The sequence below is a fragment of the Variovorax paradoxus genome, from assembly GCF_022009635.1.
Classification (GTDB): domain Bacteria; phylum Pseudomonadota; class Gammaproteobacteria; order Burkholderiales; family Burkholderiaceae_C; genus Variovorax.
This window is the reverse complement of sequence record NZ_CP091716.1, coordinates 4,015,588-4,040,064: the sequence shown is the minus strand read 5'-3', so window position 1 is coordinate 4,040,064 and position 24,477 is coordinate 4,015,588. Positions and strand designations below refer to the sequence as shown.

Sequence of the window (24,477 nt, the reverse complement as noted above, 5' to 3'; positions counted from 1 at the left end):
CATCATGAAGAACTCACGCCGCAACTTTCTCAAGGGCACCGCTTCGTCGGGCCTCGCCGCTGTCGCGCTGACTGCATTTCCGCCCAGCATTCGCCGCGCACTGGCCATCCCGGCCAACAACAAGACCGGCACGATCATGGACGTCGAACACGTCGTGATCCTGATGCAGGAGAACCGCTCGTTCGACCACTACTTCGGCACGCTGATGGGCGTTCGTGGCTTTGGTGACCGTTTCACGATTCCGCTGCCCAAGGGCATGAATGTCTGGCAACAGAGCGACTCTGCCGGCAAGCCGGTGCTGCCCTATCACCTTGACCAGAGCAAGGGCAATGCACAGCGCGTGAGCGGTACGCCGCACAGCTGGGGCGATGCGCAGAACGCCTGGGACGGCGGGCGCATGTACCAGTGGCCGCGCTACAAGAACACCGCGTCCATGGGCTACTTCATGCAGGCGGAACTGCCTTTCCAGTACGCGCTGGCCAACGCCTTCACGCTGTGCGACGCCTATCACTGCGGCATGCATACGGGCACCAATTCGAACCGACTGTTCCATTGGAGCGGCACCAATGGCCCGTCTGGCCAGGTCGGCACCGGTCTGGCGGGCACGGCCTCGATCGACAACACCTGGGAGAACCTGCGCTATCCGTGGAACCCGGACACGGACCCCAATGGCGACTCGACCGGATACGGCTGCGACTGGAAGACCTACCCAGAGCGTCTGGAGGAAGCCAAGGTCAGCTGGATCGTCTACCAGAACCTGCCAGACAACTACACCGACAACCCGCTGCACGGCTTTAAGCAGTACCGCATGGCCAACAAAGTCTCGGGCAAGAACAAGATGTGCTACGACGGCGACGCCAGTCCGCCCGCGGGCCAGACCGTGACCGCCTATGACCCCGCCAGCGACGACGCGGGCAACCCGCTCTACAAGGGCGTTGCCAACACCATGCCCGACGGTGGCTTCCTCGGCACCTTCAAGCAAGACGTGGCCAACGGCAAGCTCCGCCAGGTGTCCTGGATCGTGGCGCCTGCCACGTACTCCGAACACCCCGGCCCTTCGAGCCCTGTGCAGGGCGCGTGGTACATCCAGGAGGTGCTGGACGCACTCACCGCATATCCAGACGTTTGGAGCAAGACGGTGTTCATCGTCAACTTCGACGAGAACGACGGCTACTTCGACCACATGCCCTCGCCTTCGGCACCTTCGCTGATCGACCCGACCAACCCCACGGGCGCCGTCGCCGGCAAGACCACGCTGTCCGACGCCGACGTGGCCTTCGAGCGTCATACGTACCCGCTGGTCGGCAGCACCACCGTGCCTTCGGACGGCCGCGTCTACGGCCCGGGGCCGCGCGTGCCGATGTATGTCATTTCGCCGTGGAGCCGCGGTGGCTGGGTCAACTCCCAGGTGTTCGACCACACCTCGGTGCTGCGCTTTCTCGAGGCGCGCTTCGGGGTCAGGGAAATGAACATCTCGCCGTACCGTCGCGCCATCGCCGGCGATCTGACCAGTGCGTTCAACTTCGTCTCGCCCAACAACGATGCACTGCCGGCGCTGGCCGGGCGCATGACCCTGGCCCAGGCCAACCAGTTGCGCGCCGACCAGCAGGCGCTGCCGCAGATCCCGGTGCCGCTCGACCCGCAACTGCCTCGCCAGGCCACCGGCACCCGTCCTTCGCGCGCCCTGCCCTACGAGCTGCACACCAGCGCGCGCAGCGACGTCGTCAACGGCAAGCTGCAACTGCTGTTTGCCAACACCGGCAAGGCGGCTGCCGTGTTCCACGTGTACGACAAGCTCAATCTCGGCCTGCTGCCACGCCGCTACATGGTCGAAGCCGGCAAGACGCTCGACGACACCTGGAGCCCGATGGCCGACAACAGCGGCTTCTACGACCTGTGGGTGCTTGGCCCCAACGGCTATCACCGCCACTTCAAGGGCAACCTCAACACCCTGCGCGCGGGCGACGTTGCAGTGCCTGAAGTTCGCGTGTGCTACGACATCGCCAACGGCAACGTCTACCTGAAGATGCTCAACGGCGGCAAGAACGCCTGCAAGTTCACCATCCGTGCCAAGGCCTACCGCGACGACGGCCCGTGGACCGCGACGGTCAGCGGCGGCACTGTCGCCGAGCAGCACTGGGACCTGTCGGCCAGCGGCTGCTGGTATGACTTCGCCGTGACATGCGACAGCGATCCCAGCTACTACCGCCGCTTCGCAGGCCGCGTGGAAACCGGCAGGCACTCGGTGAGCGATCCCGCCATGGGCATGGCCGACCTCTGACGCCGGCGGCGGCTTCGCCCTGCGGGGCCGCCTGTTTTCCCACCGGCATCGCGCCGGTGGTAGGCACAATGGCGCCGCTCTTTCTTTTCACCACGGCGTTTCAATGCTTCAAGAAGAACGATTCCTGCGCATCCGCAGCCTGCTGGCCACTTTCTCCCGACTCAGCGTCGACCGCATCGTGCAGGACCTTGCGGTGTCTCGCGAGACCGTCCGCCGTGACCTGCTGGAGCTCGAAGGCCTCGGCGAACTTCGGCGCGTGCATGGTGGCGCCATCGCCACCGGCGTGGAACCCGAGCCGCCTCTGGCGGTGCGACTGGTGGCCCGGCAGCGCGAGAAGCGCGCCATCGCCAAGGCGGCGGTCACGCTGCTGGAGCCGGGGCAAACGGTGTTCCTCGACGCGGGCAGCACCATGTCGATCCTGGCGGAAGAGCTTGCCGCGCTGAGCGGCATGACGGTCATCACCAATTCGCTGAGCATCGCGCTCAAGCTCGAAGGATCCAGCGAAGGCCGGCTGACCGGCAACAAGACCATCCTGCTGGGCGGAGAGATCGACGTGAAGACGCAGGCCACCTGCGGCGACATCACGGTCGAGGCCATCCGCCGCTATCGCGCCGACGTGGCGATGCTGTCGCCCGTGGCCCTGCACGCCAAGCACGGCGCCATGAGCTTCGAGCACCACGAGGCGGCGGTGGCGCGGGCCATGGCCGAGCAGGCGCAGCAGCTGGTGCTGCTGGCCGACCACGCCAAGATCGGCCAGGCCAGCCGCGTGACTTATGCGCGCACGGAAGACATCGACGCGATCGTCACCGACGCCAAGGCGCGCACGCTGCCCGCGCTGGTGCCGTTGCGAAAAGCCTGCGAGCGGCTGCTGATCGCCTGAAAAAGAAGACGGCGCGGCGCGCCGCTACGGAATGCTTCGCGCCACCACGCCCAGGTCGCGCCAGGCCTCCGGGTGGCAGCTGAACACCAGGATCTGGTGCCGTGTCGCCGCGTCGTACAGCACCCGTTTCATCTGCTTCAGGCGTTCTTCGTCGGTGTTGACCAACGCGTCGTCGAGGATCAGCAGGGTCGGCTTGCGCGCTTCTTTCAGCAGGTCGGCATAGGCCAGTCGCGCGACCACGCCCATCTGCTCTCGCGCACCCACGCTCAGTTCCTCGAATTCGCCGCTCTGGGCGCCGCGCAAACCCTGGCGGGTGATGCGGCCCGGTGACAGGTCTTCGCCGACTTCGACCTGCGCGCCCGGAAACAGGATCTGCAGGTAGTGGTCGAGGTGCTTCTGCAACGGAGCCCGCAAGCGGCGTGCAAGGGCCGAGCGCTTTTCGCGCAGCAGCTTGAGCAGGTGGTCGAGCGCTTTCGAGCGGCGCTCGAACTCGGCGCATCGGCGCGTGGCGTGGTCGAACTCGCGTTGTTTTTCGGACGCTGATTCCTCCAGTCCCGCCGCGCCCTTCACCTGAAGCTCGACCTCGAGCCGCGTGATGTCGTTCGCGCGCTGGCTGTGCGCCGCCTCGGCCTGCTTCACGCTGCGCTCCAGCCGTTCGACGTCCTGCGAGAGCACCGGCAGGTTGACGGTCTGCAGCTGCTGCGCGAGTTCGCCGACCTTGTCCTGGATGGCCGAATGCTGCGCCAGCGCATCGGTCAGGGCCGCACCGGCATCGGCCTTGCGGCCGGCGCGCTGTGGGTCGCTCAGGGTGGCTTTCACGGCGGCCAGCTCGGCTTCGGCGGCCTTGACTTGTTCGCGGGCATTGCCGGCCGCGACCTTGGCGTCGTTCAGCGCGGCGGACGCGTCCGCCAATGCGGCGCGGGCGGCGCCCTCCTCCGACTCGGCCTGTGCGATCGGCGTTACCGGGGCGTCGTCAGTCGACGCCGGCATGGATTGCAGCACCTGCCGGGCTTCGACGAGGCGCGCCTCGCGCAAGGCGATATCGGCGGCCAGTGCGCTCAGGCCCTTGGGTGCCAATGCAGCCAGCACGGCGACGGCCGCCGCAGCTTCACCCTTGCGGGATGCCTGCAGCCGTTCACGCTCCTCGACCGCCGCGACAGTCTCCGCACGCAGGGCCTGCAGCCGCGCTGCCAGCTCGTCGCGCGCACGGTCGCGCTCGATGGCCAGGGCTTCCAGGTCGATGCCGCCGGGCAACACCGTGATGCGGCCGACGCCTGCGATCTCGATGCCGGTGCGGGCGATGACGGTCTGGCGCGTCAGCCCGGATACCGCCGCGCCCGCCACGCGCACATCGGCGCCGGGCAACAGGTCGAACTCCAGCGCGGTAGCCACAGCATCCAGCTTTGCCTGCGCGGTGCGCAGCGTGTCCGCGCACCGCTGCAGGCGCTTGAGTTCGCCTTCAGGCACGGCAAGCGCCTGCGCTTCAGCCTGCAGCCGCGTGACCTTGTCCTGCTCGCCTTTCGCTTTTTCGTGGCTTTGCATGAGGGCCGCGAGTTGCTCGGCAAACCCTTCGACGGCTTTTTCCTGCGCGATCCGTGCCGCCGCCTGGCGTGCGAGCCGCAGCGCTTCACGGGCGGTGGCATCGGCCTGCGCCGCCGCCGCGTGGCGCGGCTCCCAGGCCTGCAGTTCTTCCTGTGCCTTGGCGAGGCCTTCTTTCACCGTCAGCAGGTTCTTTTCGCGCTGGACAACGGTCGATTCCTCACGCTCCATCGCCTGCAGTTGGGTGCGCAAGGCATTGACCTGCACCGTGGCCTGCCGCAGCGCCGCGTCTTGCACGGCCTTGCGGTCCGCCAGCCCCTTGGCCTCGTCCAGACGCTGCTGCGCGCCGACGAGTTGCTCCCGCAGCGCGGCCCAGGGGCGCGCGGCCTCGTCGCGCTGGTGGTCGCGGCGCAGGCCCGAAAGACGGTCGACGCCCGATTGGTACGCCTCGATATCGACACGCAACCGCTTCAGTTCGGCATCCAGTTCGTCCCTGAGCTTGATCGCGTCCGCATACGCACCGCGTGGCGTGCCGGCGGCGGGCGTGAGCAGTTCGTTGCGCTCGCTTTCCACCGCCTTCAGCACTGCATCGCCATTGCTCGAGGCCAGCTCGCCCAGCGACTCGCCGAGCGCATTGCGCAGATGGTCGCTCGCGAAACCCACCGCGTTCGAGATGTCGTGCGACGTACCCTGCTTGATCCACAGCAGCCCCGGAATGCCCATGTGCTCCGGTGTGCTCGCACCCTTGCCCGGAAACTTGAACCCCAGCAGCGCCGCCAGATGGTCTTCGGCCACCGCGCCGTCCATCGCCTTGCCGTCGATGCTGAGTTCGCAGCGCTTCTTGCCAAGGAAGGCCTTGGTCAGCCGGCAGGGCCGCCCGTCGAGCTCGAAGTCGAGTTCGACCGTGGGCGTCGCCGAGCTTTCGCCCCAGGGCCGCAAATGCTCCACCGCACTGGAGCGGTGCCGCTCGAAGAACGCGGCGCGAATCGCTTCGGCCACGGTGGACTTGCCCGATTCGTTGGGGGCCGCGAACAGGTTCAACCCATCCGTGAGCCCGTCTATCTCCAGCGGCGCGCGAAACAGCTTGAAGTTCTCGATGCGAAGACGTTGCAGCTTCATGCTCATGCGCCGGCTCCCGCGCGTGGTCCTTGCGCATCGAGGATGCGGGCCAGTGTCAGCAGCGCGTCGCGCGCCAGTTCGGCGCCGGCGCCGTCCTGCTGCGCGCGCAGGTCTTGCAAGGCCTCGCCGACGAAACCATCGGCATGGAGGGCCTGGATGTCTTCCTCCGTCGGCTCCAGACGCAGCGCCTCGCCGTCCCACACCAGCGCGCGCGCTCGTGCGCGGGCCGCGTCGAGCGCGGCGTCCAGCCTGTTGTGGCCGCCGAGGTCGCAGCTGCCTTGCGCGCGCAATTGCAGCACGTCGTTGGCGCCGACCGTATCGAGCTTCTCCACCAGTTCGTCGATGTCCGAGGCCACCGACAGGCGCGGCTCCCATTGCTGCCAGGCGTACTGGCCGGTGCGGACCGGCTCGACCTGCGGCAGCGCACCGGCGCCCGCGATGGTCACCAACAGTGCCTGCCCGGAGTCGTTGGCGCGAAAGCGGTCGGTTTCGGGCGTGCCGGCGTACCAGGTCCGCTCGTCGGTCTGCCGCGTGCCGTGCCAGTCGCCGAGAGCGAGGTAGTCGAGCCGGGCCTGCGCCGCGCGGTCTGCCGCGATGGGGTTGGCCGAGTCGATGTCTTCCGAAAGAATGCCCTGCACGCAGCCGTGCGCCAGCCCGATGCGCGGCAGGCCTTCTTCTTCACCCGTTGCAGAGGCGAACCAGTCGGTGAGGTCGCCATAGGTGTGGCGCTGCGTGAGCGGCGCGGGCAGCAACGTGAACTTGCCGGCCACCGTGCGCGGCACCGGCTCCAGGCAGCACACCACATTGGGGGGCACCGCGCCGAGCCTGGCGGCGCGGCTCCAGACCGATTCGCCGAGCGCGGAATCGTGGTTGCCCGGAATCAGCAGCCACGGGCCGGCAAAACCCTGCATCGCGTTGAACATGCGGCGGATGGTCTTGTCCGACACCGTCTGCAGGTCGAACACGTCGCCCGCCACCAGGACGGCATCGACCGTGCGTTCGGTCGCAATGGCGGCCAGCCGCTCGACCACCTTGAAGCGGGCCTCGAACAGCGCCGCGGCGTCGTCGGGCTCGAACTGCGAGAACACGCGGCCTATCTGCCAATCCGCGGTATGGAGCAAAGAAATCATGCGTGGCCCTCCCTTTGCCTCTCGCGTCTTCCGGTCGTCTCAAAACAGCGAGCATCTTAGATGCCCGCAATGTCCTGCGGCGAGGGCGCGGCGGGGCCTCCGGGCAAAGGCCCGCGCTTTCAGAACGAGATGGTGGGCCTGTCGAACGGCCCCGCGCATTCATCGGCCAGCGCGGTGGACAGCGCGACCTGCTGCGCGATCTGGTCTCTCAGCGGCTGCCAGCCAAGCCCAAACGGGGCCAGCAGGAACCATCCCGCGGGCATCAGCGCCAGCACGGTGCCGATGAGCAGCCAGCTTGTCGTGAGTTCCATGTAGCACCCCCTGAACGAATGAGGGCGAGAGTCTGCGCCCTCCGGGAAGCGGGGAACATCCCCAATCCGTGGGATAACTTTCGGTCGAAGTGCCCTGCCCGCCTACCGGGCCGGCAGGTACTGCCGGGGGTCGACGGCCTTGCCGCGGTAGCGGATTTCGAAGTGCAGCTTGGGATGGCCGGCGTCGGCGCCGCCGATCTCGGCGATCTTCTGGCCGCGCTGCACGCGCTGCCCCTGCTTCACCAGCACCGAGCGCACATTGGTGTAGACCGACATATAAGAGCCGCCGTGGTCGACCATGAGCACGCTGCCGTAGCCGCGCAGCGTCTCGGTGACGGCCACCGAACCGTTGCCGATGGACACCACCGGGTCGCCTGTGTTGCCGCCGATGTCGATGCCCTTGTTGCTGCTGCCGTTGAAGCCCGCGACGACCTGCCCTTGCGCCGGCCAGCCCCAGTCGCTGCGGCGCGCGGCCGGCGGCACGACCGGGTCGGGCTCCCGTGCGGCGGGGCGAGGTGGTGGCGGCCTGGGGCGGTCGGCCCTGGGAGGCGGCGGTGGCGGCGCCGATGCATCCGCCGACGGCGCCGAAGCGCCGCCCGGCGGTGCCACGCGCAGCACCTGCCCCGCTTCCAGGCGGTCCGGGTCCTGCAGGTTGCTCCAGCGGGCGATCTCGCCCGGCGTACGGCCGGTCCGGGAGGCGATGCGGTAGAGCGTGTCTCCGGGCTGCACCACGTATTCGCCGGGCCCCGCCACCGGGGCCTTCGTCGTGGTGCACGCCGCCAGCGTCAATGCCGCGATCAGCGCGATGCCCGCGCCCCATTTCCTGCCTGTCACAACCACTGGCCGTTCCTTTTTTCCTGAAGACGTTCGAGCCTACCAGCAGTGGCTGAAGACCCCTCGCCGCCCAGGCCGGACGGTGGTGGCGGCAGTGCGCGGCGTCAGGCCTCGGTGCGCCTGGCGATGCACATCAGGGACAGCGCGCTGGCCGGCGCGCCCGGGTCGCGGCCCGACAGCCGGTTGCCCATGCGGTATTTCCATTGCGCCGGGCCGACCTCGCCCTCGAGGGCTTGCGCACCCACCTGATGGTTGTGGGGGTAGACGCGGACCTCGAAGCCCAGCGGCTCCAGGGTGCGCCTGAACAGGTCGGGCGTGACCCCGTCGCCGGGCCGGTGGTGCACTTCGGTCTGCAGCCCCCATGACTGCTGGCTGCCGGTCTTGTGGAATCCGCGCCGCATCATGCGGTAGACCCACAGGCGCGCGTCCCACATCCATTTGGCGAGGCCTTTGTAATCCCACGCGGTCAATTGCGGGTCGTGGTCGGTAATGAGCAGGCCGTCGGGTTTGACGAGCCGCGCGCCTTCGCGCAATACGGCCTTCATGTCGTCGCAATGGTGCAGCGACGCATTGATGGCCACGATGTCCGCCACCCGCGAGCGAAACGGCGTGTGCGCCGCGTCGGCCAGCACCGCCGTATAGCCCAGGCGCGAAGCCAGCTCGAGCGAGCCGCCGGCCACGTCCACGCCGATCAGCATCCTGGGCTTGCCGCCGAGCGTGGCAAAGATATTGCCGGGGCCGCAACCCAGGTCGATCACCACCTTGCCCGTCCAGTCTCCGCCAGCCGCGAGCCAACGGCTCCTGAAATATGCGTCGCGATGGCAGAAATCCAGGTATTCCTGGGCCCAGGCCTCATTGCCGAAATAAATGGCATTGGCGGTCAATGCATCCGAATTGGCCGGGAGAACAGACTCGTAATAAAGGCCGCGACGCTTGAGAACTACATCGGGTAATAAGATGTCGCTGAGCATTCGAGACTTTCCTTGAGTGGATTCCGCATGAAAGCAGATACACCATGAAGTCTTGTTTGTTTTTCAGGCTTGTACAGCGGTTTTTTATCCGGTTACAGACTCGACCGATTAATAACAGCCTGATTTCCGGCCGGGTTTCATTTTGAACGCGCCGTGGCGGTGCGTTTTCCGCATCGCTCCCTCTGGAACAGCCGCCTTGTTCCGCTCGCTCCCCCGGGCAGCGAGCACTGCTCGCACGGGCACCTTTTCCCTCTGGGCATCCCCATGAGTACCCCGCTTCGGCAGGCTTCTACCCACGCCTGGAGGGCCGACCCCTAGCCTGTCTTTGCCCTAAATCGCGCATCAGTTACCCAGGACGTGACAGTTGCGGTAGTACGTTTCAGAAATAACTATGTCAACTTGTAACTTAGATCGAAAGTTCGCACATCGGCTTGGGGAAACACCCTAGGATCGAGACACGAAAAAACATGACACAAGAATTCAAAAGCCCAATTGAATAGCTGGCCATTTGGCCTATTCAATTCGTTCCATCGTATTTCTTTTCGGGTACTTACATGGAAATTCATTCTGTTTCGCCAGCACGCCGGGATGCTCCAGATTCTCTTCTGGACGATCTGTTCGTGTCGCGGGCAAACCCGGAAACACCGAGCGAGCGGCATGCCATTTCGCTCGCGCTCGAACCCGAATTGCTGCAGCGCCGGGCACAACAGCCGGCCACTGCCGCCCAATTGCCCGACACCCTCTTCGCCGCCGCCTGGCTGCTGCTGCAGTCGCGCTGGCTCGGCGTGCTCTGGCCCGTACTGCATGAGCGGGTCGGCGCACAGGCGCTGCCCGTGTCCACGACCGTGGCCTTCGACGCCACCCGGCCAGCGGGCGAGTGGCTCGCGGAACTCGATGCCGCTCGCCGCGCTGCGGCTCACACGGCTGCCGGCGCAGAGCCGCCCTCCTCTTTGTGGCTGCGCGAAGCTACCGGCACGGCCACGCCCGATGCGCGCCTGCTCCTCTGGCTGGACGAAGCCTCCGCTTCCCTACATGTCGATGCGGCAGCAGGCTTGATGGACATGGCGTCCGCCGAACACCTGCTGGCCGCCCTCGCTGACACCGCCGCCGACCTGCTGGCCCGCCCCGATGCCGCGCTGAACGACATCCGCACCGTGCCCGGCACCGGCCGCGACGACCAACTGCTCCGCTGGAACACGCCCGCCTCCAGGCTCGACACCGCGCTCACCGTCACCGGCCTGTTCCGCCGCCAGGTGAACGCCGCTCCCGACGCCATCGCCCTCGTCGAAGGCGACGCACGGCTGAGCTACGCCGAACTCGACCGCCGCTGCGACCTGATTGCGCGCCGCCTCCAGCAACTGGGCGTGCGAAGCGGCGACAGCGTCGGCCTGCTGCTCGACCGCTCGCTGGCGGCCGTCGTGGCGCTGATCGGCATCCTGAAAGCGGGCGGCGCCTACGTTCCCGTGCCGACCGACTTTCCGCCGGAGCGGATCGCCTACATGTTCGGCGAGGCGCAGGCGCGGCACGTGGTCACCACGCAAGCCTTCCGGCACCTCGTGCCGGCCGAACAAGCCGTTTTTCTGCTCGACGACACCCTGGACAACGCAGAACGCGGTTCATGGAATGAACCGGCCATCGACGGCGAGTCGGTCGCGTACGTCATGTACACCTCGGGCTCGACCGGCACGCCCAAAGGCATCGAAATCTGCCATCGCTCGATCCTGCGGCTGGTGGTCGGCGTGGACTATGTGGATCTCGCGCCTGGCCGCGCCATGCTGCATGCCGCGCCACTGGGCTTCGACGCGGCCACGCTCGAAATCTGGGGCCCGCTGCTCAACGGCGGCTGCTGCGTGGTGCACGACGAACGCGTGCCCACAGGTGCCGGCCTGGCCCGCACCATCGCGCGCCACGGCGTGCACACCGCCTGGCTCACGGCGGCGCTGTTCAACGCGGTAGTCGACGACGACCCGACCCACCTCGCAGGCCTGAGCCAACTGTTCACGGGCGGCGAGGCGCTGTCGGTGCCCCATGTGCGGCGCGCGCTCGCCGCCCTGCCCGGCCTGACCCTGAGCAACGGCTACGGCCCGACCGAGTGCACGACTTTCGCGACCACGCACCGCATCGCGCCGACACTGCCCGCCGACACCCGCTCCGTGCCGCTCGGGCGGCCCATCAAGGACACCGTGCTGCGCGTGCTGAGCCCCGCAATGGCGCTGCTGCCCTGCGGCTTCGTCGGAGAACTCTGCATCGGCGGCCACGGGCTGGCGCGCGGCTATCTGCGGCAGCCCGAACTCAGCGCCGACCGCTTCGTGCCGGACCCCTTCGGCGGTCCGGACGACCGGCTCTACCGCACCGGCGACCTGGCGCGCTGGCTGCCCGACGGCACCATCGAGTTCATCGGCCGCCGCGACGGCCAGGTCAAGATCCACGGCCACCGCATCGAGACCGGCGAGATCGAGGCCGCCATCCTCGCCCATCCCGAAGTGCAGTCCTGCGCCGTGGTCGCCCGGCCCGACGCCGACGGCCAGCTGCGGCTGGTGGCCTATCTCGTGGCGCGCGGCCGGCAACTGTCCTGGCAGGCGCTGCGCAGCCATCTCGCGGCCCGCCTGCCCGCGGCGCTGATGCCCGCCGCGCAGGTATGGCTTGCGCAGTTGCCCGTCACGCCCAACGGCAAGCTCGACCGCCGCGCGCTGCCCGAGCCCGCCGCCGGCCGCCCCGAGCTCTCGCAGCCCTATGAGGAGCCGCAGGACGCCGTCGAACAGCAGGTGTGCGAAGCTTTCGCCCGCGCGCTGCGCATCGACAAGGTCGGGCGTAACGACAACTTCTTCGACCTCGGCGGCGATTCGCTGCTGGTGCTGCAGGTGCTGGCCGAGCTCAAGCGCGACACCGCGCTGCCGCTGTCGACCAACCTGTTCTTCCGCGACCCGACGCCGAAGGCGATGGCCGCGCGGATGCGTCCGCCGGTCGAAGCGCCTGTGCAACCAGCGCCGTCCGCGCCGCGCCCTGCAGCGCCGGCTTCCGAAGCGGTCGCCCTCATCGCCACCGCCGGCCGCTTCCCCGGTGCCGCCGATGTCGAGCAGTTCTGGGACAACCTCGTCGCCGGCCGCGACACCGTCAGTTTCTTCGACGACGCCACGCTCGACGCCGGCGTGAGCGAGGCGCTGCGCCGCGACCCCGCCTACGTGCGCGCACGCGGCGTGATCGACGGCATCGAGAACTTCGACGCCGCCTTCTTCGGCATCGGCCCCAAGGAAGCGCAGCTCATGGACCCGCAGCAGCGCGTGTTCCTCGAGATCTGCTGGGAATGCCTGGAGCGCGCCGGCTACGTGCCCGACGCCGCGCCCGGCCCGGTGGGCGTGTATGCCGGCATGTACAACGCCACCTACTTCCAGCGCCATGTGAGCACCCGGCCCGACCTGGTGGAGCCGGTCGGCGAGTTCCAGGTGATGCTGGCCAACGAGAAGGACTACATCACCACGCGGGTGGCGAACCGGCTCAACCTCACCGGCCCGGCCGTCAGCGTGCACACCGCCTGCTCGACCTCGCTGGTGGCGGTGGCCCATGCCTTCCATGCGCTGCGCACCGGCCAGTGCTACATGGCGCTGGCGGGCGGCGCGTCGGTCACCTGCCCGCCGCGCAGCGGCTATCTCTACAACGAGGGCTCGATGCTCTCGCCCGACGGCCACACGCGCAGCTTCGACGCGAAGGCCCAGGGCACGGTCTTCAGCGACGGTGCGGCCGTGGTGCTGCTCAAGCGGCTGGCCGACGCGCAGGCCGACGGCGACACCATCTACGCCGTGCTGCGCAGCGCCTGCGTCAACAACGACGGCGGCGCCAAGGCCAGCTTCACCGCGCCCAGCGTCGACGGGCAGGCGGCCGTCATCCGCGCCGCGCTGGCTGCGGCCGAGGTCGACGCGCGCAGCATTTCCTATGTCGAGGCGCACGGCACCGCCACGCCGATGGGCGATCCGATCGAAGTCGAGGCACTGGCCGTGGCCTACGCCGAGCACACCGACGCGCTCGACTACTGCACGCTGGGCTCGCTCAAGAGCAACGTGGGCCACATGGTCACGGCCGCCGGCGCGGCGGGGCTCATCAAGACCGCGCTGGCGCTGCACCACGCGCAGATCCCGCCGACCGTGCACTTCGAGGCGCCCAACCCGGCCATCGATTTCGCGCGCACGCCGTTCCGCGTGAGCGCCAGCCTGCAGCCGTGGCCGCGCGGCGACCTGCCGCGCCGCGCGGGCGTCAGCTCCTTCGGCGTGGGCGGCACCAATGCGCACGTCATCGTCGAGGAAGCGCCCGAGCGGCCGGCATCGCCGCTGGCCACCGGCGAACAGATGCTGCCGCTGTCGGCCCGCTCGGAGGCCGCGCTGGACATTGCCACCGAACAGCTCGCGGCGCACCTGCAGGCGCATGCGGACCAGCCGCTGGCCGACGTGGCCCACACGCTGGCGGTCGGCCGCAAGGCCCACGCCTTCCGTCGCGTGATCGTGGCAGCCGACACGGCGCAGGCCGTCGCCGCGCTGCGCACCGCTGATTCACCCTGGCGCGCCAGCGGGCGCCTCGCCTCGCGCGCGCCGCAGCCGGTGTTGATGTTCCCCGGCCAAGGCGCGCAGTACGCCGGCATGGGAAGGCTGCTGCATGCGGCCGACCCGGTGTTCGCCGCCGCCTTCGACGATTGCATCGACGCCGTCGTCGGCACCACCGATTTCGACCTGCGCGAGCGCATGTTCTCGGACGACCCGAAGGCCCTGTCGCCCACGGCCGTCACCCAGCCCGCGCTCTTCACCATCGAGTACGCGCTGGCGCGGCGGCTGCTGGCCACCGGCGTGCGGCCTCATGCGCTGATGGGCCACAGCGTGGGCGAATTCGTCGCCGCGGTGCTTGCGGGCGTGATGCGGCTCGAAGACGCGGCGCGACTCGTCGCACGGCGCGGCGCGCTCATGCAGGCGCTGCCGGCGGGCGCGATGCTGTCGGTGCGCATAGGCGCGGCCGAGCTGATGGAAAAGCTGGGCCCGTCGCTCTCGCTCGCCGCCGAGAACGGCCCCACAGCCTGCGTCGCCGCCGGCCCCTTCGAGGCCATTGCCGCATTGCAGGCCGCGCTGGAAGCAGAGGGCATCGCATGCCGCACGCTGCAGACATCGCACGCCTTCCACTCCGCCATGATGGACGGCGCCGTCGCGCCCTTCGAGGCGCTGGTGAGCCAGGTCGCGCTGCATGCGCCGCAGACACCGATTTTCTCGACGCTCACCGGCATGTTGCTGGAGGCGGAAGAAGCCACCAGCCCCGCCTACTGGGCGCGGCACCTGCGCGGCGCGGTGCGCTTCTCGCCAGCCGTGCGCGCCGCGATGGCGCACGCCGCGCAGCCGCTCTTCATCGAAGCCGGGCCGCGCAACACCCTGTCCACGCTGGTGCGCCAGCACGGCGCGAGCACCGCAGTGCCGCTGCTGCACGGCGAGCTCGCCGACGAAGACCGCACGCTGCGCCTGGCCGTCGGCCGGCTCTGGACCTGCGGAGCCGACGTCGAGCTGTCGCGCCTGTCCAGCCGCGTTGGCGCGCAGCGCGTGTGCCTGCCGACCAGCCCGTTCGAACGCAAGCGCTTCTGGGTCGACATCGCCGCCATGCCTGCAATCGCCGCGATCCCCGAGACCCCGGTCGCCCCCTTTCCGCCTCGCCCGCCCCTTCCGCCACCCCCACCCCTTTGGAGCCGATCGTGACAGCTGCAGCGACTTCGCCTCTTCCTCCCTCCGCGTCCTCCCCGCCTGTCGATGCGCGCCTGCGCGCCTTGTTCGAGGACATCTCCGGCATCGACATGGCGCAAGCGGAGGGCCACGCGCCCTTCGGCGAGCTAGGCCTGGACTCGCTCACGCTGACCCAGGCGGCCACGCAGATCAAGAAGCACTTCAAGGTCAACCTGAGCTTCCGGCAGCTGATGGAAAACTACCGCTGCTTCGACGCGCTCTCCGCGTTCCTGCGCGAGAGCCTGCCGCCTGAAGCCGCGCCGGTGGCGGCAGCGGCACCAGCGGCCGAAGCGCCCGCGGTGCTCCAGCCCGTGATGCCCGCGCCGCTGGTGCATGCCCCGATGCAAGGCAATGTGGCGTCCAGCCCCATCTCCCAGCTGATTGCGCAGCAAATGGAATTGATGCGCCAGCAGTTGGCCCTGCTGTCGGGCGCGGCGCCGGCCGCCCCGGTGATGCTGCAGGCAATGCCGGCGCCGGCCGTCGCAGCGCCGGTCGCGACACCCGCCGCCGAAGAGCCCGTTCCGTCGAAGGAGCCGCTGCGCTACGACGTCACCAAGGCCTTCGGCGCCATCGCCCGCATCCACACCCAGCGCACCGCAGAGCCCAGCGGGCGCCAGAAGGCGCGGCTCGCCGCCTTCATGCGCCGCTACATCGAGCGCACGCTCAAGAGCAAGCAGTTCACCGAGGCCAACCGCCCGCACATGGCCGACCCGCGCGTGGTCAACGGCTTCCGCCCGGTCACGAAAGAGATCACCTACCAGATCGTCATCGAGCGCTCCAAGGGCTCGAAGATGTGGGACCTGGACGGCAACGAATACGTCGACGCGCTCAACGGCTTCGGCATGAACATGTTCGGCTGGCAGCCCGACTTCGTGCAGGAAGCCGTGCGCAAGCAGCTGGACGACGGCTACGAGATCGGCCCGCAGCATCCGCTGGCAGCCGAAGTCACCGCGCTCATCTGCGAGCTCACCGGCTGCGATCGCGCCGGCCTGTGCAACACCGGCTCCGAGGCCGTGATGGCCGCGCTGCGCATCGCGCGCACCGTCACCGGCCGCAGCACGGTGGTGGTGTTCACCGGCTCCTACCACGGCACCTTCGACGAAGTGCTGGTGCGCGCCGGCAAGGGCGGCAAGGGTCTGTCGGCCGCGCCGGGCGTGATGAGCGGCATGTTCGGCGACATCCGCGTGCTCGACTACGGCACGCCCGAGGCGCTGGCCTTCATCCGCGAGAACGCCGACGACCTGGCCGCCGTGCTGGCCGAGCCGGTGCAAAGCCGCCGGCCCGACTTCCAGCCGCGCGAGTTCCTGCACGAAGTGCGCGAGATCACCGCCAGGAGCGGCTGCGCGCTGATCTTCGACGAGGTCATCACCGGCTTTCGCACCGCGCTGGGCGGCGCGCAGGAGCTGTTCGGCGTGCGCGCCGACCTCGCCACCTACGGCAAGGTGATCGGCGGCGGCTTCCCGGTGGGCGTGATCGCGGGCAAGCGCGAGTTCATGGACGCGCTCGACGGCGGCCCGTGGCAGTACGGCGACGACTCCATTCCCGGCGTGGGCGTGACCTACTTCGCCGGCACCTTCGTTCGCCACCCGCTGGCGCTGGCCGCGGCCAAGGCCTCGCTCACGCACCTGAAGCAGGCCGGCCCCGCGCTGCAGGCCGGCCTCACCAGCAGCACCGGTGCCATGGCTTCGGAACTGTCGGCCTGGTGCAAGGAGGTGGGCGCGCCCATCGAGATTCGCCACTTCGGCTCGCTGTGGCGCGTAAGCTGGCTCGAAGACCATCCACTGCAGGACCTGCTGTTCGCCATGATGCGCAGCCGCGGCGTGCACATCCTGGACAACTTCCCGTGCTTCCTCACCAGCGCGCACAGCGCAGAGGACATCGCCTTCATCCAGCGCGCCTTCAAGGAATCGGTGGCCGAGATGCAGGAGTCCGGCTTCCTGCCGCGCCGCGCGGCGGTCGTGACCAGCTTCGACACGCGCAGGCCGACGGAAGAAGGCTCGGTGCTGGCGCGCGACGTCGACGGCCAACCCTTCTGGTACGTGCCTGAAGCCCAGTCGTCGGCCCAGGCCTCCGGCCACCTCGTCAATGGAAAGGCCGCAGCATGAACGCCGTCTTGCGCCCCGCCACCGGCAACGGAACGGGCCCCGCCGCCGGCGGGATCATCGAGTGCGTCATCCCGACCACCGAATCGCAGCGCGAAGTCTGGCTCGGCGCCATGCTGAGCCCGGAGGCTTCGCTGGCCTACAACGAATCGGTGCTGCTGCGCCTGCACGGCCCGCTGAATGCGCGCGCCCTGGGCCTTGCCATGGCCGAGCTGGTCGAGCGCCATCAGTCGCTGCGCGCCACCATCGCGCCGGACGGCGGCTGCATGCTCGTCGGCCAGGCGCCGGCCGAGCCGATGGGCATGATGGACCTTGCCGCGCTCGATGCATCGTCGCGCGAGCAGGTGCTCGAGTCGGCGCGCAACGCGGCGGTGTGCACGCCCTATTCGCTGGAGCACGGGCCGCTGTTCCGCGCCGTGCTCTACCGGCTGGGCGAGGACGAGCATGAACTGGTCATGTCGGCGCACCACGTGGTGTGCGACGGCTGGTCGTGGGCGGTCATCACCGAGCAACTGGGCCACCTGTATGCCGAGCAGATCGGCCAGGGCCTGCGGCTGAAGGCCGCGCCGTCCTTCGCCGACTTCGCGGCCGAGGAAGCCGCCGAGGCGGCGCACCCCGACATGCAGCAGCACGTGGACTACTGGCTCGAGCGCTTCTCGGGCGGCACGCCGCCCGTGCTCGAACTGCCGCTGGACCATCCGCGCCCGGCCGTGCGCACCTTCACGTCGCTGCGCACCGAACGCACGCTCGACCGTCGCCTGGTCACCGCCATGCGCTCTGTCAGCACCAAGGCCGGCACCAGCCTGTTCGCGGGCCTGCTCGGCGCCTTCGTCGCCACGCTGCATCGCCTCACGGGGCAGGACGACATCGTGGTCGGCATTCCGGCCTCGGGCCAGCTGGCGCGCGACATGCCCGGCCTGGTGGGCCATTGCGTGAACCTGCTGCCGCTGCGCGTGAATGCGCATGCGCATCTGCGCTTCGACGAACTCATGAGCGAATGCGGCACCGCGGTGCTCGACGCCTTCGAGCACCAGTCGCTGACCTATGGCGCGCTGCTCGGCCAGCTCTCGCTGCAGCGCGACGCCAGCCGGCTGCCTCTGGTGAGCGTGATGTTCAACGTCGACCCCGACGTGGCCAGCGGCACCGACAGCTTCGTGGGCCTGTCCGTCAAGCAGGACACCGTGCCGCGCCAGTACGAGAACTTCGAGTTGTTCCTGAACCTGCGGCCGCTCGAAGGCGGGCTGGTGATCGAGGCCCAGTACAACACGGGCCTGTTCGACGAGCTCAGCGTGCAGCGCTGGCTCGACATGTTCGAGTGCGTGCTGCGCTCGGCCACGCGCGACCCGTCCGAGGCCATCGGCCGGCTCGAGGTGCTGTCGACCGAGGCCTCGCTGGTGCTGGCCGCGCTGCAGCCCGCGCCCACCGAGCTGCTGGGCGAACCCCTGGCGCATGCCGGCTTCGTCGCCCGCGCCCTGCTGCAGCCCGACCGCCCGGCGCTGCGCGACGGCGCGCGCCGCAGCAGCTACGCCGCACTCGATGCGCAATCGAACCGTCTGGCGCATGCGCTGCGCGAGCGCGGCATCGGCCGGGGCCAGCGCGTGGGCCTGTGCCTGGAGCGCGGCACCGACATGCTGGTGGCGCTGCTGGCGGTGCTGAAGTCGGGCGCCGCCTACGTGCCGCTCGACCCGGCTTTTCCGCAGGCGCGGCTCGACCACTACGCCGAAGACGCACGGCTCGGCCTGCTGCTCACCACCTCCGACATCGCGGCCGCCCCGCGCCAGTGGCGCGCCGACGCAGGCCTGCGCATTTTCGAGATCGACCGCGACACCGCCTGGCACCAGGCCCCCGCTGACGCGCTCGAGCCCGGCGAGCAGGACGCCGGTGCCGAAGACCCGGCCTATGTGATCTACACCTCAGGCTCCACCGGCAAGCCCAAGGGCGTGTGCGTGCCGCACCGCGCCGTGGCCAACCTGCTGCAGTCGATGCGCGTGGAGCCCGGCATCGGCGCGATGGACCGCATCGCGGCCGTCACCACGCTGTCTTTCGACATCGCCGTGGCCGAGCTGCTGCTGCCGCTCGCGGCCGGCGCCGAGATCGTGATGGTGCAGCGCGAGACCGCCATGGACGGCAACCGCCTGCGCGCCCTGCTCGAGGAAGAAGACGTCACCATCCTGCAGGCCACGCCCGGCATGTGGCAACTGCTGCTCGACGCCCAGTGGCCCGGCGCCTCGGGCTTCCGGGGCTGGATCGGCGGCGAGCCGGTGCGTCCGCGGCTGGCGCTGGAACTGCTCGAACGCTGCGAGCAGCTGTGGAACGTCTACGGCCCGACCGAGACCACGGTGTGGTCGACCGTGTGGAACATGCAGCGCGACGTGGTGGCCTCGCGCGGCGTGTCGATCGGCCATCCGATCGACAACACGCAGGTGTGGATCCTCGATGCCGAGCTGCGGCCCTGCCCGCTCGGCGTGCCGGGCGAAATCTGCATCGGCGGCGACGGCGTGACGCTGGGCTACCACGAACGGCCGGAGCTCACGGCCGAGCGCTTCGTCACCGCGCGCATCCTCGGCCACGCCACGGCCCTGTACCGCACCGGCGACCGCGGCCGCTGGCGCAACGACGGCCTGCTGGAGCACATGGGCCGACTCGACTTCCAGGTGAAGGTGCGCGGCTACCGCATCGAGCCCGGCGAGATCGAGGCCCGCTGCAACGAGGTTGCCGGCGTCTCGCGCAGCGTGGTCGTGGCGCGCGAGGACAACCCCGGCGACGTGCGGCTGGTGGCCTACCTCGCGCTGGCACCCAACGCGGCCGGCGCCGCCTTCGACCTCGACGCGCTGATGCGGCACCTGCAGGCCAGCCTGCCGGCCTTCATGCTGCCGCAGCACGTGGTCACGCTCGCCAGCCTGCCGACCCTGCCCAACGGCAAGCTCGACCGCGCCTCGCTGCCCGCGCCGCAGGCCGTGCCGCGCGAAAACATGCAGCGCGGCGCCGGCCCGCGCAGCGACAGCGAACGCAAGGTGCTCGCGGCCATGGAGCAGGTGCTGAGCCTGCCCGGCCTGGACATGAAGGACGACTTCTTCACCATGGGCGGCCATTCGCTGCTGGCCGCGCGGCTGGCCACGCTGCTGAGCCGCGAGTTCCAGATCACGCTGCCGCTGCGCACCCTGTTCGAGGCGCCCACCGCCGAGCGGCTGGCCGTGGCCGTCGAGGCGCTGCAGGGCGCAGGTGTCGGCGAGCGCGTGCCGCTGGCGCACCGCCCCGACCGCGCGACCGCGCCGATGACGCCGTCGCAGGAGCGCATCCGCTTCATGGAAGAGCTGCACCCCGGCCGCTCGGTCTACAACGCGCCGTCGGCGCAGCGGCTGCTGGGCGAGTTCGACGCGGCGCGCTTCGAATCGGTGCTGCGCGAGATCATCCGTCGCCAGCCCGCGCTGCGCACCAGCATGGGCACCGATCCGGTCAGCGGACAGTCTGTCCAGTCGATTGCGCAGTCTGTGGATTTCTCGCTGCCGGTGATCGACCTGCGCGACCTGCCCGCCGACCAGCGCGAGGCCGAACTGGCCGAGCAGATGCAGGAGCTGGCCGACCGGCCCATCGACATCCACCGCGCGCCGATGGCCCATGCGGCGCTGTTCCGGCTCGACGAGCGCGACCATGCCTTCGTGTTCGTGCCGCATCACCTGGTGTGGGACGGCTGGTCTTTCGACCTGATGCAGCGCGAGCTTTCCGCGCTGTACGACGCCGCGGAGCGCGGCCGTCCGCACGGCCTGCCGGCCATCGCGACCACGCACGGCGATTACGCCGAATGGCTCGCGCAGTGGATGCAGGAGCCGGCGTTCGACGAGCAGATCGGCTTCTGGCGCAAGCGCTTCGCCGCCGCGCCGCTGCCCCGGCTGCCCAACACCGACATGCCGCGCCGCGCCGGCAAGAGCGGCCAGGGCGGCACGCAGTGGATCCAGATCGACCTGGCGACCACGCAGCGGCTGCGCGAAGTGGCGCGCGGCATGGACGTGACGCTCAGCATGCTGACCTTCGGCCTCTACGCGCTGACCATGGCCTGCACCATCGGCTCCGACAGCATCGTCATCGCCAACCCGGTGCGCGGGCGCCAGCAGCCCGAAACCGAGGACGTGATGGGCGTCTTCAACAACGTGCTGCCGGTGTCGCTGCAGGTGGACATGCGCCAGTCGCTGCCCGGTTTCATGCGCTACGTGAAGGAAGAGCTGCTCACGCTCATGAACTACCAGCAGGTGCCGTTCGAGCGCCTGATGGCCGAGCCCGGCTCCGGCGGACAGGCCAAGGCCTCGGGCCCGTACCAGTCGATGTTCTCGTTCCAGGATGCACGCGACCGCTCGCGCCGCCTGGGCAGCCTGCAGACGCGGCAGATGCACCTGATGCAGCGCGGCGCCACCGACGACATCGGCGTGTGGCTGATGGACAAGCCCGGCGGCCTGGAAGGCGCGCTGATCTACAACGCCGACATCTACCTGCGCGAGACCGGCGCCCAGCTGCGCGAGCGCTACCTCGAACTGCTGCAGCGCGCCGCCGACCGGCCCGAAGGCAGCCTCGCCTACATCGCGAGCGCCGAAGGCTCCAGCAGCGCCGCCTACCTGCGCAAGCTGGCCGCCGACACGTCGCGTGCCGAGGCGCCGGCCAGCGCGGCACCGGGCGCGCCCAAGGCAAAGACCGGCCTGATGAACCCCGAGCAGGCGCAGTTGGCGCAGGTGTGGGCCGGCGTGGTCGGCATCGACGTCAACGACATCCGCGCGAGCGACAACTTCTTCGACCTGGGCGGCGATTCGCTGCTGGTGCTGCGGGCAGTGCAGCAGACCGAGCTGCTGCTGGGCTACCGCGTGGAGCCGCGCCGCTACCTGTTCGAGAACCTCGGGCAGATCGCCGCGTCGTCGACCTTCCATCCGGTGCACACGGCCGGTCCGGACAGCATCCCGTCGGAACTGCAGGGCCTGCCCGCCGCCGCCACGCCGCCGCGCGGCGGCCTGCTGGGGCGCGCCCTCGGCGGCTGGCTGCGCAAGGGCTGAAGAAAGAACAAAAAAGAAAGAACGCCATGAAAAGCGCCACCCTCGCACGCTCCATCGACGCATCGGTCTGCCGGTACGTCGACCTGGACGAATTCACCGACCTGCTGCCCGCGCAGATCCTGTCGGAGCGGGAGTGCGAGCGGGCGGACGGCTTCCGGTTCGCCGCCGACAAGCAGCGCTTCGTGGCGGCGCACATCGCGCTGCGGCAGGTGCTGTCGGCGCACACCGGGCTGCCCGCCGACGCGCTGGACTTCGCGGTCGGCGCCTTCGGCAAGCCTTCTCTGCCGGGCCGTCCGCGCACGCAGTTCTCGATGAGCCACAGCCAGGGTCTGGCGCTGATCGCCATCGGCGGGCGCGGTCCGCTGGGCGCCGACATCGAGCTGCTGCGCCGGGTGCCCGATGCCGCCGCGCTGGCCGCGCGGCATTTCACGCGGCGCGAGAACGAGGCGCTGGCCGCCCTGCCCGCGCATGAACGCGACCGCGCCTTCCTGACCTGCTGGACCCGCAAGGAGGCCTGCCTGAAGGCCATCGGCGTGGGCCTGCTGGTGTCGCCGCAGAGCTTCGAGGTCGGGCTGGAGCCCGATTGCCGCAGCGTGGAGCTGTCGGTGGCCGGCCGCATCCTGTGGCTGGTGCTGGGGGCCGCGCCGCCGCGCATGGACTGCGTCGGCTCCATCGCGGAATGGCGCGAGACACAGGGCCGCGCGGCCGTCAACGGCCCGATGGCGGAGGCACGCGCATGAACTCCGTCGCACTCATGTTCGGGCCGGCCTCGCGCCAGCTCTTCGGCATCTTCCATCCGGCGGAAGACGACAGCGGCGCGGACACCGCGGTGCTGGTCTGCCCGCCCTACGGCCCCGAGGGGCTGCGCACGCACCGCTTCTTCAAGGTGCTGGCCGAGCGGCTGGCGCGCATCGGTATCGCCACGCTGCGCTTCGACTTCTACGGCACCGGCGATTCGCCCGGCGACGAGCGCCAGGGCGAGTTCGAAGGCTGGCGGCGCGACCTGTGCTCGGCGCACGAAGAGCTGCGGCGCCACGCGCCCGGCGCGCGCATCGTCTGGGTCGGCGCGCGGCTGGGCGCCACCGTGGCCGTGCTGGCCGCGCGCAACGGGCGCTGCGACCCGGTGCGGCTGGTGCTGTGGGAGCCTGTGATCGACGGCCTGCGCTACGCCCGCTTCCTGCGCGAGCAGCACGTGGCGGCCATCGACACCACCTTCTGTATTCCCGATCTCGCCTGGCGCCGCGACCTGCTGCGCGAGCCCGACGCCGTGCCCGAGGAGGCGCTGGGCGCCTCGCTCTCGCCGGCCCTGCGCGCGCAGCTCGCGGCGCTCACACCCGACGCGCTGCCGCTCACCGCCCTGCACGACACGCTGGTGCTGGCGCAGCCCGACGACGAACACACGGCGCAATGGGCCGCGGAGCAGCAGTCGCGCCACATGCCGGTGCGCCTTGCCTACTTCAAGCACCGGCTCGATTGGACCGCCGACCCCTACCCCAACAGCGCGATGGTGCCGGCGGACGCGCTCAACCGCCTCCAGGGAGCTCTTCATGAATGAGATGACGCAAAGCCCGGTCCGCTTCGGGCAGGGCGAATCGCTGGTGGGCATGCTCACCACCCCGGGGCGCCACGGCGCCGCGGCGGTGGGCTGCCTCATGCTCAACATGGGCGCCAACCACCGGGTCGGCCCGCGCCGCATCAACGTCAAGCTCGCGCACCTGCTGGCCGCGCGCGGCGTGAGCAGCCTGCGGCTCGACCTGGGCGGCGTGGGCGACAGCGACGCGGTCGACACGAGCAGCGACCTGCGCACGCGCGCCGTGCGGGACCTGCGCGCCGCCATGGACCTGATCGAAAGCCGGCTGGGCATCCGGCAGTTCGTGATCGTGGGCATGTGCTCGGGCGCGGAGCACGCCATGTCGGCCGGCGCGGCGGATGCGCGCGTGGTCGGCATCTCGATGTTCGACGGCTTCGCCTTTCCCGAGCGGCGCACGCGCTGGGAGCGCACCGTGCGGCGCGCGCTGGCGGCGCCTGTGCATCCGTCGTTCGCGGGCAAGACGCTGCGCTGGGTCAAGCGCCGCCTGCTGCGCATCCAGCCGGAAAGCAATCCGCTGCCGGGCTTCTTCACCGAGGAAAGCTCGCCCGACGCCACCGCCAGCTGGTTCGCCGCCACCATGAAGCAGCTGGCCGACCGCAAGGTGGCGATGCAGCTGCTGTATTCGGGCTCGCTGCACGTGTGCGACCACGACCGCGACCAGCTCGGCGCCTTTCGCCATGCGCCCTTCGCGCAGTCGCTGCAGTACGAGTTCATGCGCGAGGTCGACCACACCGTCTGCACCGAGAAGGGACAGCAGCTGTTCCTGCAGTCGGTGGGCGACTGGGTCGAAGGCCGCTGCTTCGGCGCCAGCGCCGAGCGGCGCAGCACCGGCCGCGCCACGGCCGGCACCGGGCGCGCGATGCCCGCCACCTGGGCCGCGCCCTGAGCCGGCGAGCCCGTCCACCGAATACAGAACCACAGAACCGTTCACCCCGGCAG

The 24,477-nt window shown here is 69.6% G+C and carries 11 protein-coding genes and 1 pseudogene; 7 read left to right on the top strand and 5 right to left on the bottom strand.

All coding sequences use genetic code 11. The annotated features are described in order from the left end of the window. Nucleotides 1-4: 4 nt before the first annotated feature. Both L3V85_RS18740 and L3V85_RS18735 read left to right on the top strand, forming a co-directional pair. Nucleotides 5-2,281: a phosphocholine-specific phospholipase C gene (locus tag L3V85_RS18740; protein WP_237674249.1), complete on the top strand. Its 2,277-nt coding sequence runs from the start codon at nt 5-7 to the stop codon at nt 2,279-2,281. A 103-nt stretch (nt 2,282-2,384) separates the two neighbouring features. Then, nucleotides 2,385-3,161: a DeoR/GlpR family DNA-binding transcription regulator gene (locus L3V85_RS18735; RefSeq protein WP_237674248.1), complete on the top strand. Its 777-nt coding sequence runs from the start codon at nt 2,385-2,387 to the stop codon at nt 3,159-3,161. 24 nt (nt 3,162-3,185) lie between these two features. Here the strand turns inward: L3V85_RS18735 and L3V85_RS18730 are convergent, their stop codons facing one another. The 5 genes from L3V85_RS18730 to L3V85_RS18710 form a co-directional block, all read right to left on the bottom strand. Continuing rightward, nucleotides 3,186-5,825 carry an AAA family ATPase gene (locus L3V85_RS18730; protein WP_237674247.1) on the bottom strand — a complete coding sequence of 880 codons (2,640 nt, stop codon included), beginning with the start codon at nt 5,823-5,825 and terminating at the stop codon, nt 3,186-3,188. Further along, nucleotides 5,822-6,949, bottom strand: a complete 1,128-nt coding sequence (locus L3V85_RS18725) for a metallophosphoesterase family protein (protein ID WP_237674246.1) — start codon at nt 6,947-6,949, stop codon at nt 5,822-5,824. Before L3V85_RS18725 ends, L3V85_RS18730 begins: the two co-directional genes overlap by 4 nt. A 119-nt stretch (nt 6,950-7,068) precedes the next feature. Next, a complete protein-coding gene (locus L3V85_RS18720) occupies nt 7,069-7,260 on the bottom strand; it encodes a hypothetical protein (protein WP_237674245.1) in 192 nt (63 codons plus the stop codon). A gap of 102 nt (nt 7,261-7,362) precedes the next feature. Continuing rightward, nucleotides 7,363-8,094 carry a peptidoglycan DD-metalloendopeptidase family protein gene (locus L3V85_RS18715; protein WP_237674244.1) on the bottom strand — a complete coding sequence of 244 codons (732 nt, stop codon included), beginning with the start codon at nt 8,092-8,094 and terminating at the stop codon, nt 7,363-7,365. A gap of 104 nt (nt 8,095-8,198) precedes the next feature. After that, a complete protein-coding gene (locus L3V85_RS18710; RefSeq protein WP_237674243.1) occupies nt 8,199-9,065 on the bottom strand; it encodes a class I SAM-dependent methyltransferase in 867 nt (288 codons plus the stop codon). Between the two features lie 554 nt (nt 9,066-9,619). Between L3V85_RS18710 and L3V85_RS18705 the strand changes: the two are divergent. From L3V85_RS18705 to L3V85_RS18680, 5 genes and pseudogenes are all read left to right on the top strand, one after another. Then, nucleotides 9,620-16,914 (top strand): annotated as a pseudogene (locus tag L3V85_RS18705) (amino acid adenylation domain-containing protein). Then, a complete protein-coding gene (locus L3V85_RS18695) occupies nt 16,911-21,947 on the top strand; it encodes a non-ribosomal peptide synthetase (protein WP_237674240.1) in 5,037 nt (1,678 codons plus the stop codon). The pseudogene L3V85_RS18705 and the gene L3V85_RS18695 overlap by 4 nt, the downstream one beginning before the upstream one ends. Before the next feature lie 26 nt (nt 21,948-21,973). Further along, nucleotides 21,974-22,687 (top strand): 4'-phosphopantetheinyl transferase family protein, encoded by a 714-nt coding sequence (locus L3V85_RS18690; protein ID WP_237674239.1) that lies wholly within the window; start codon nt 21,974-21,976, stop codon nt 22,685-22,687. Continuing rightward, complete coding sequence (locus L3V85_RS18685; protein WP_237674238.1) at nt 22,684-23,502, top strand: serine aminopeptidase domain-containing protein; 819 nt, start codon at nt 22,684-22,686, stop codon at nt 23,500-23,502. Before L3V85_RS18690 ends, L3V85_RS18685 begins: the two co-directional genes overlap by 4 nt. Next, nucleotides 23,495-24,424, top strand: a complete 930-nt coding sequence (locus tag L3V85_RS18680; protein WP_237674237.1) for a hypothetical protein — start codon at nt 23,495-23,497, stop codon at nt 24,422-24,424. The genes L3V85_RS18685 and L3V85_RS18680 overlap by 8 nt, the downstream gene beginning before the upstream one ends. Nucleotides 24,425-24,477: the final 53 nt, after the last annotated feature.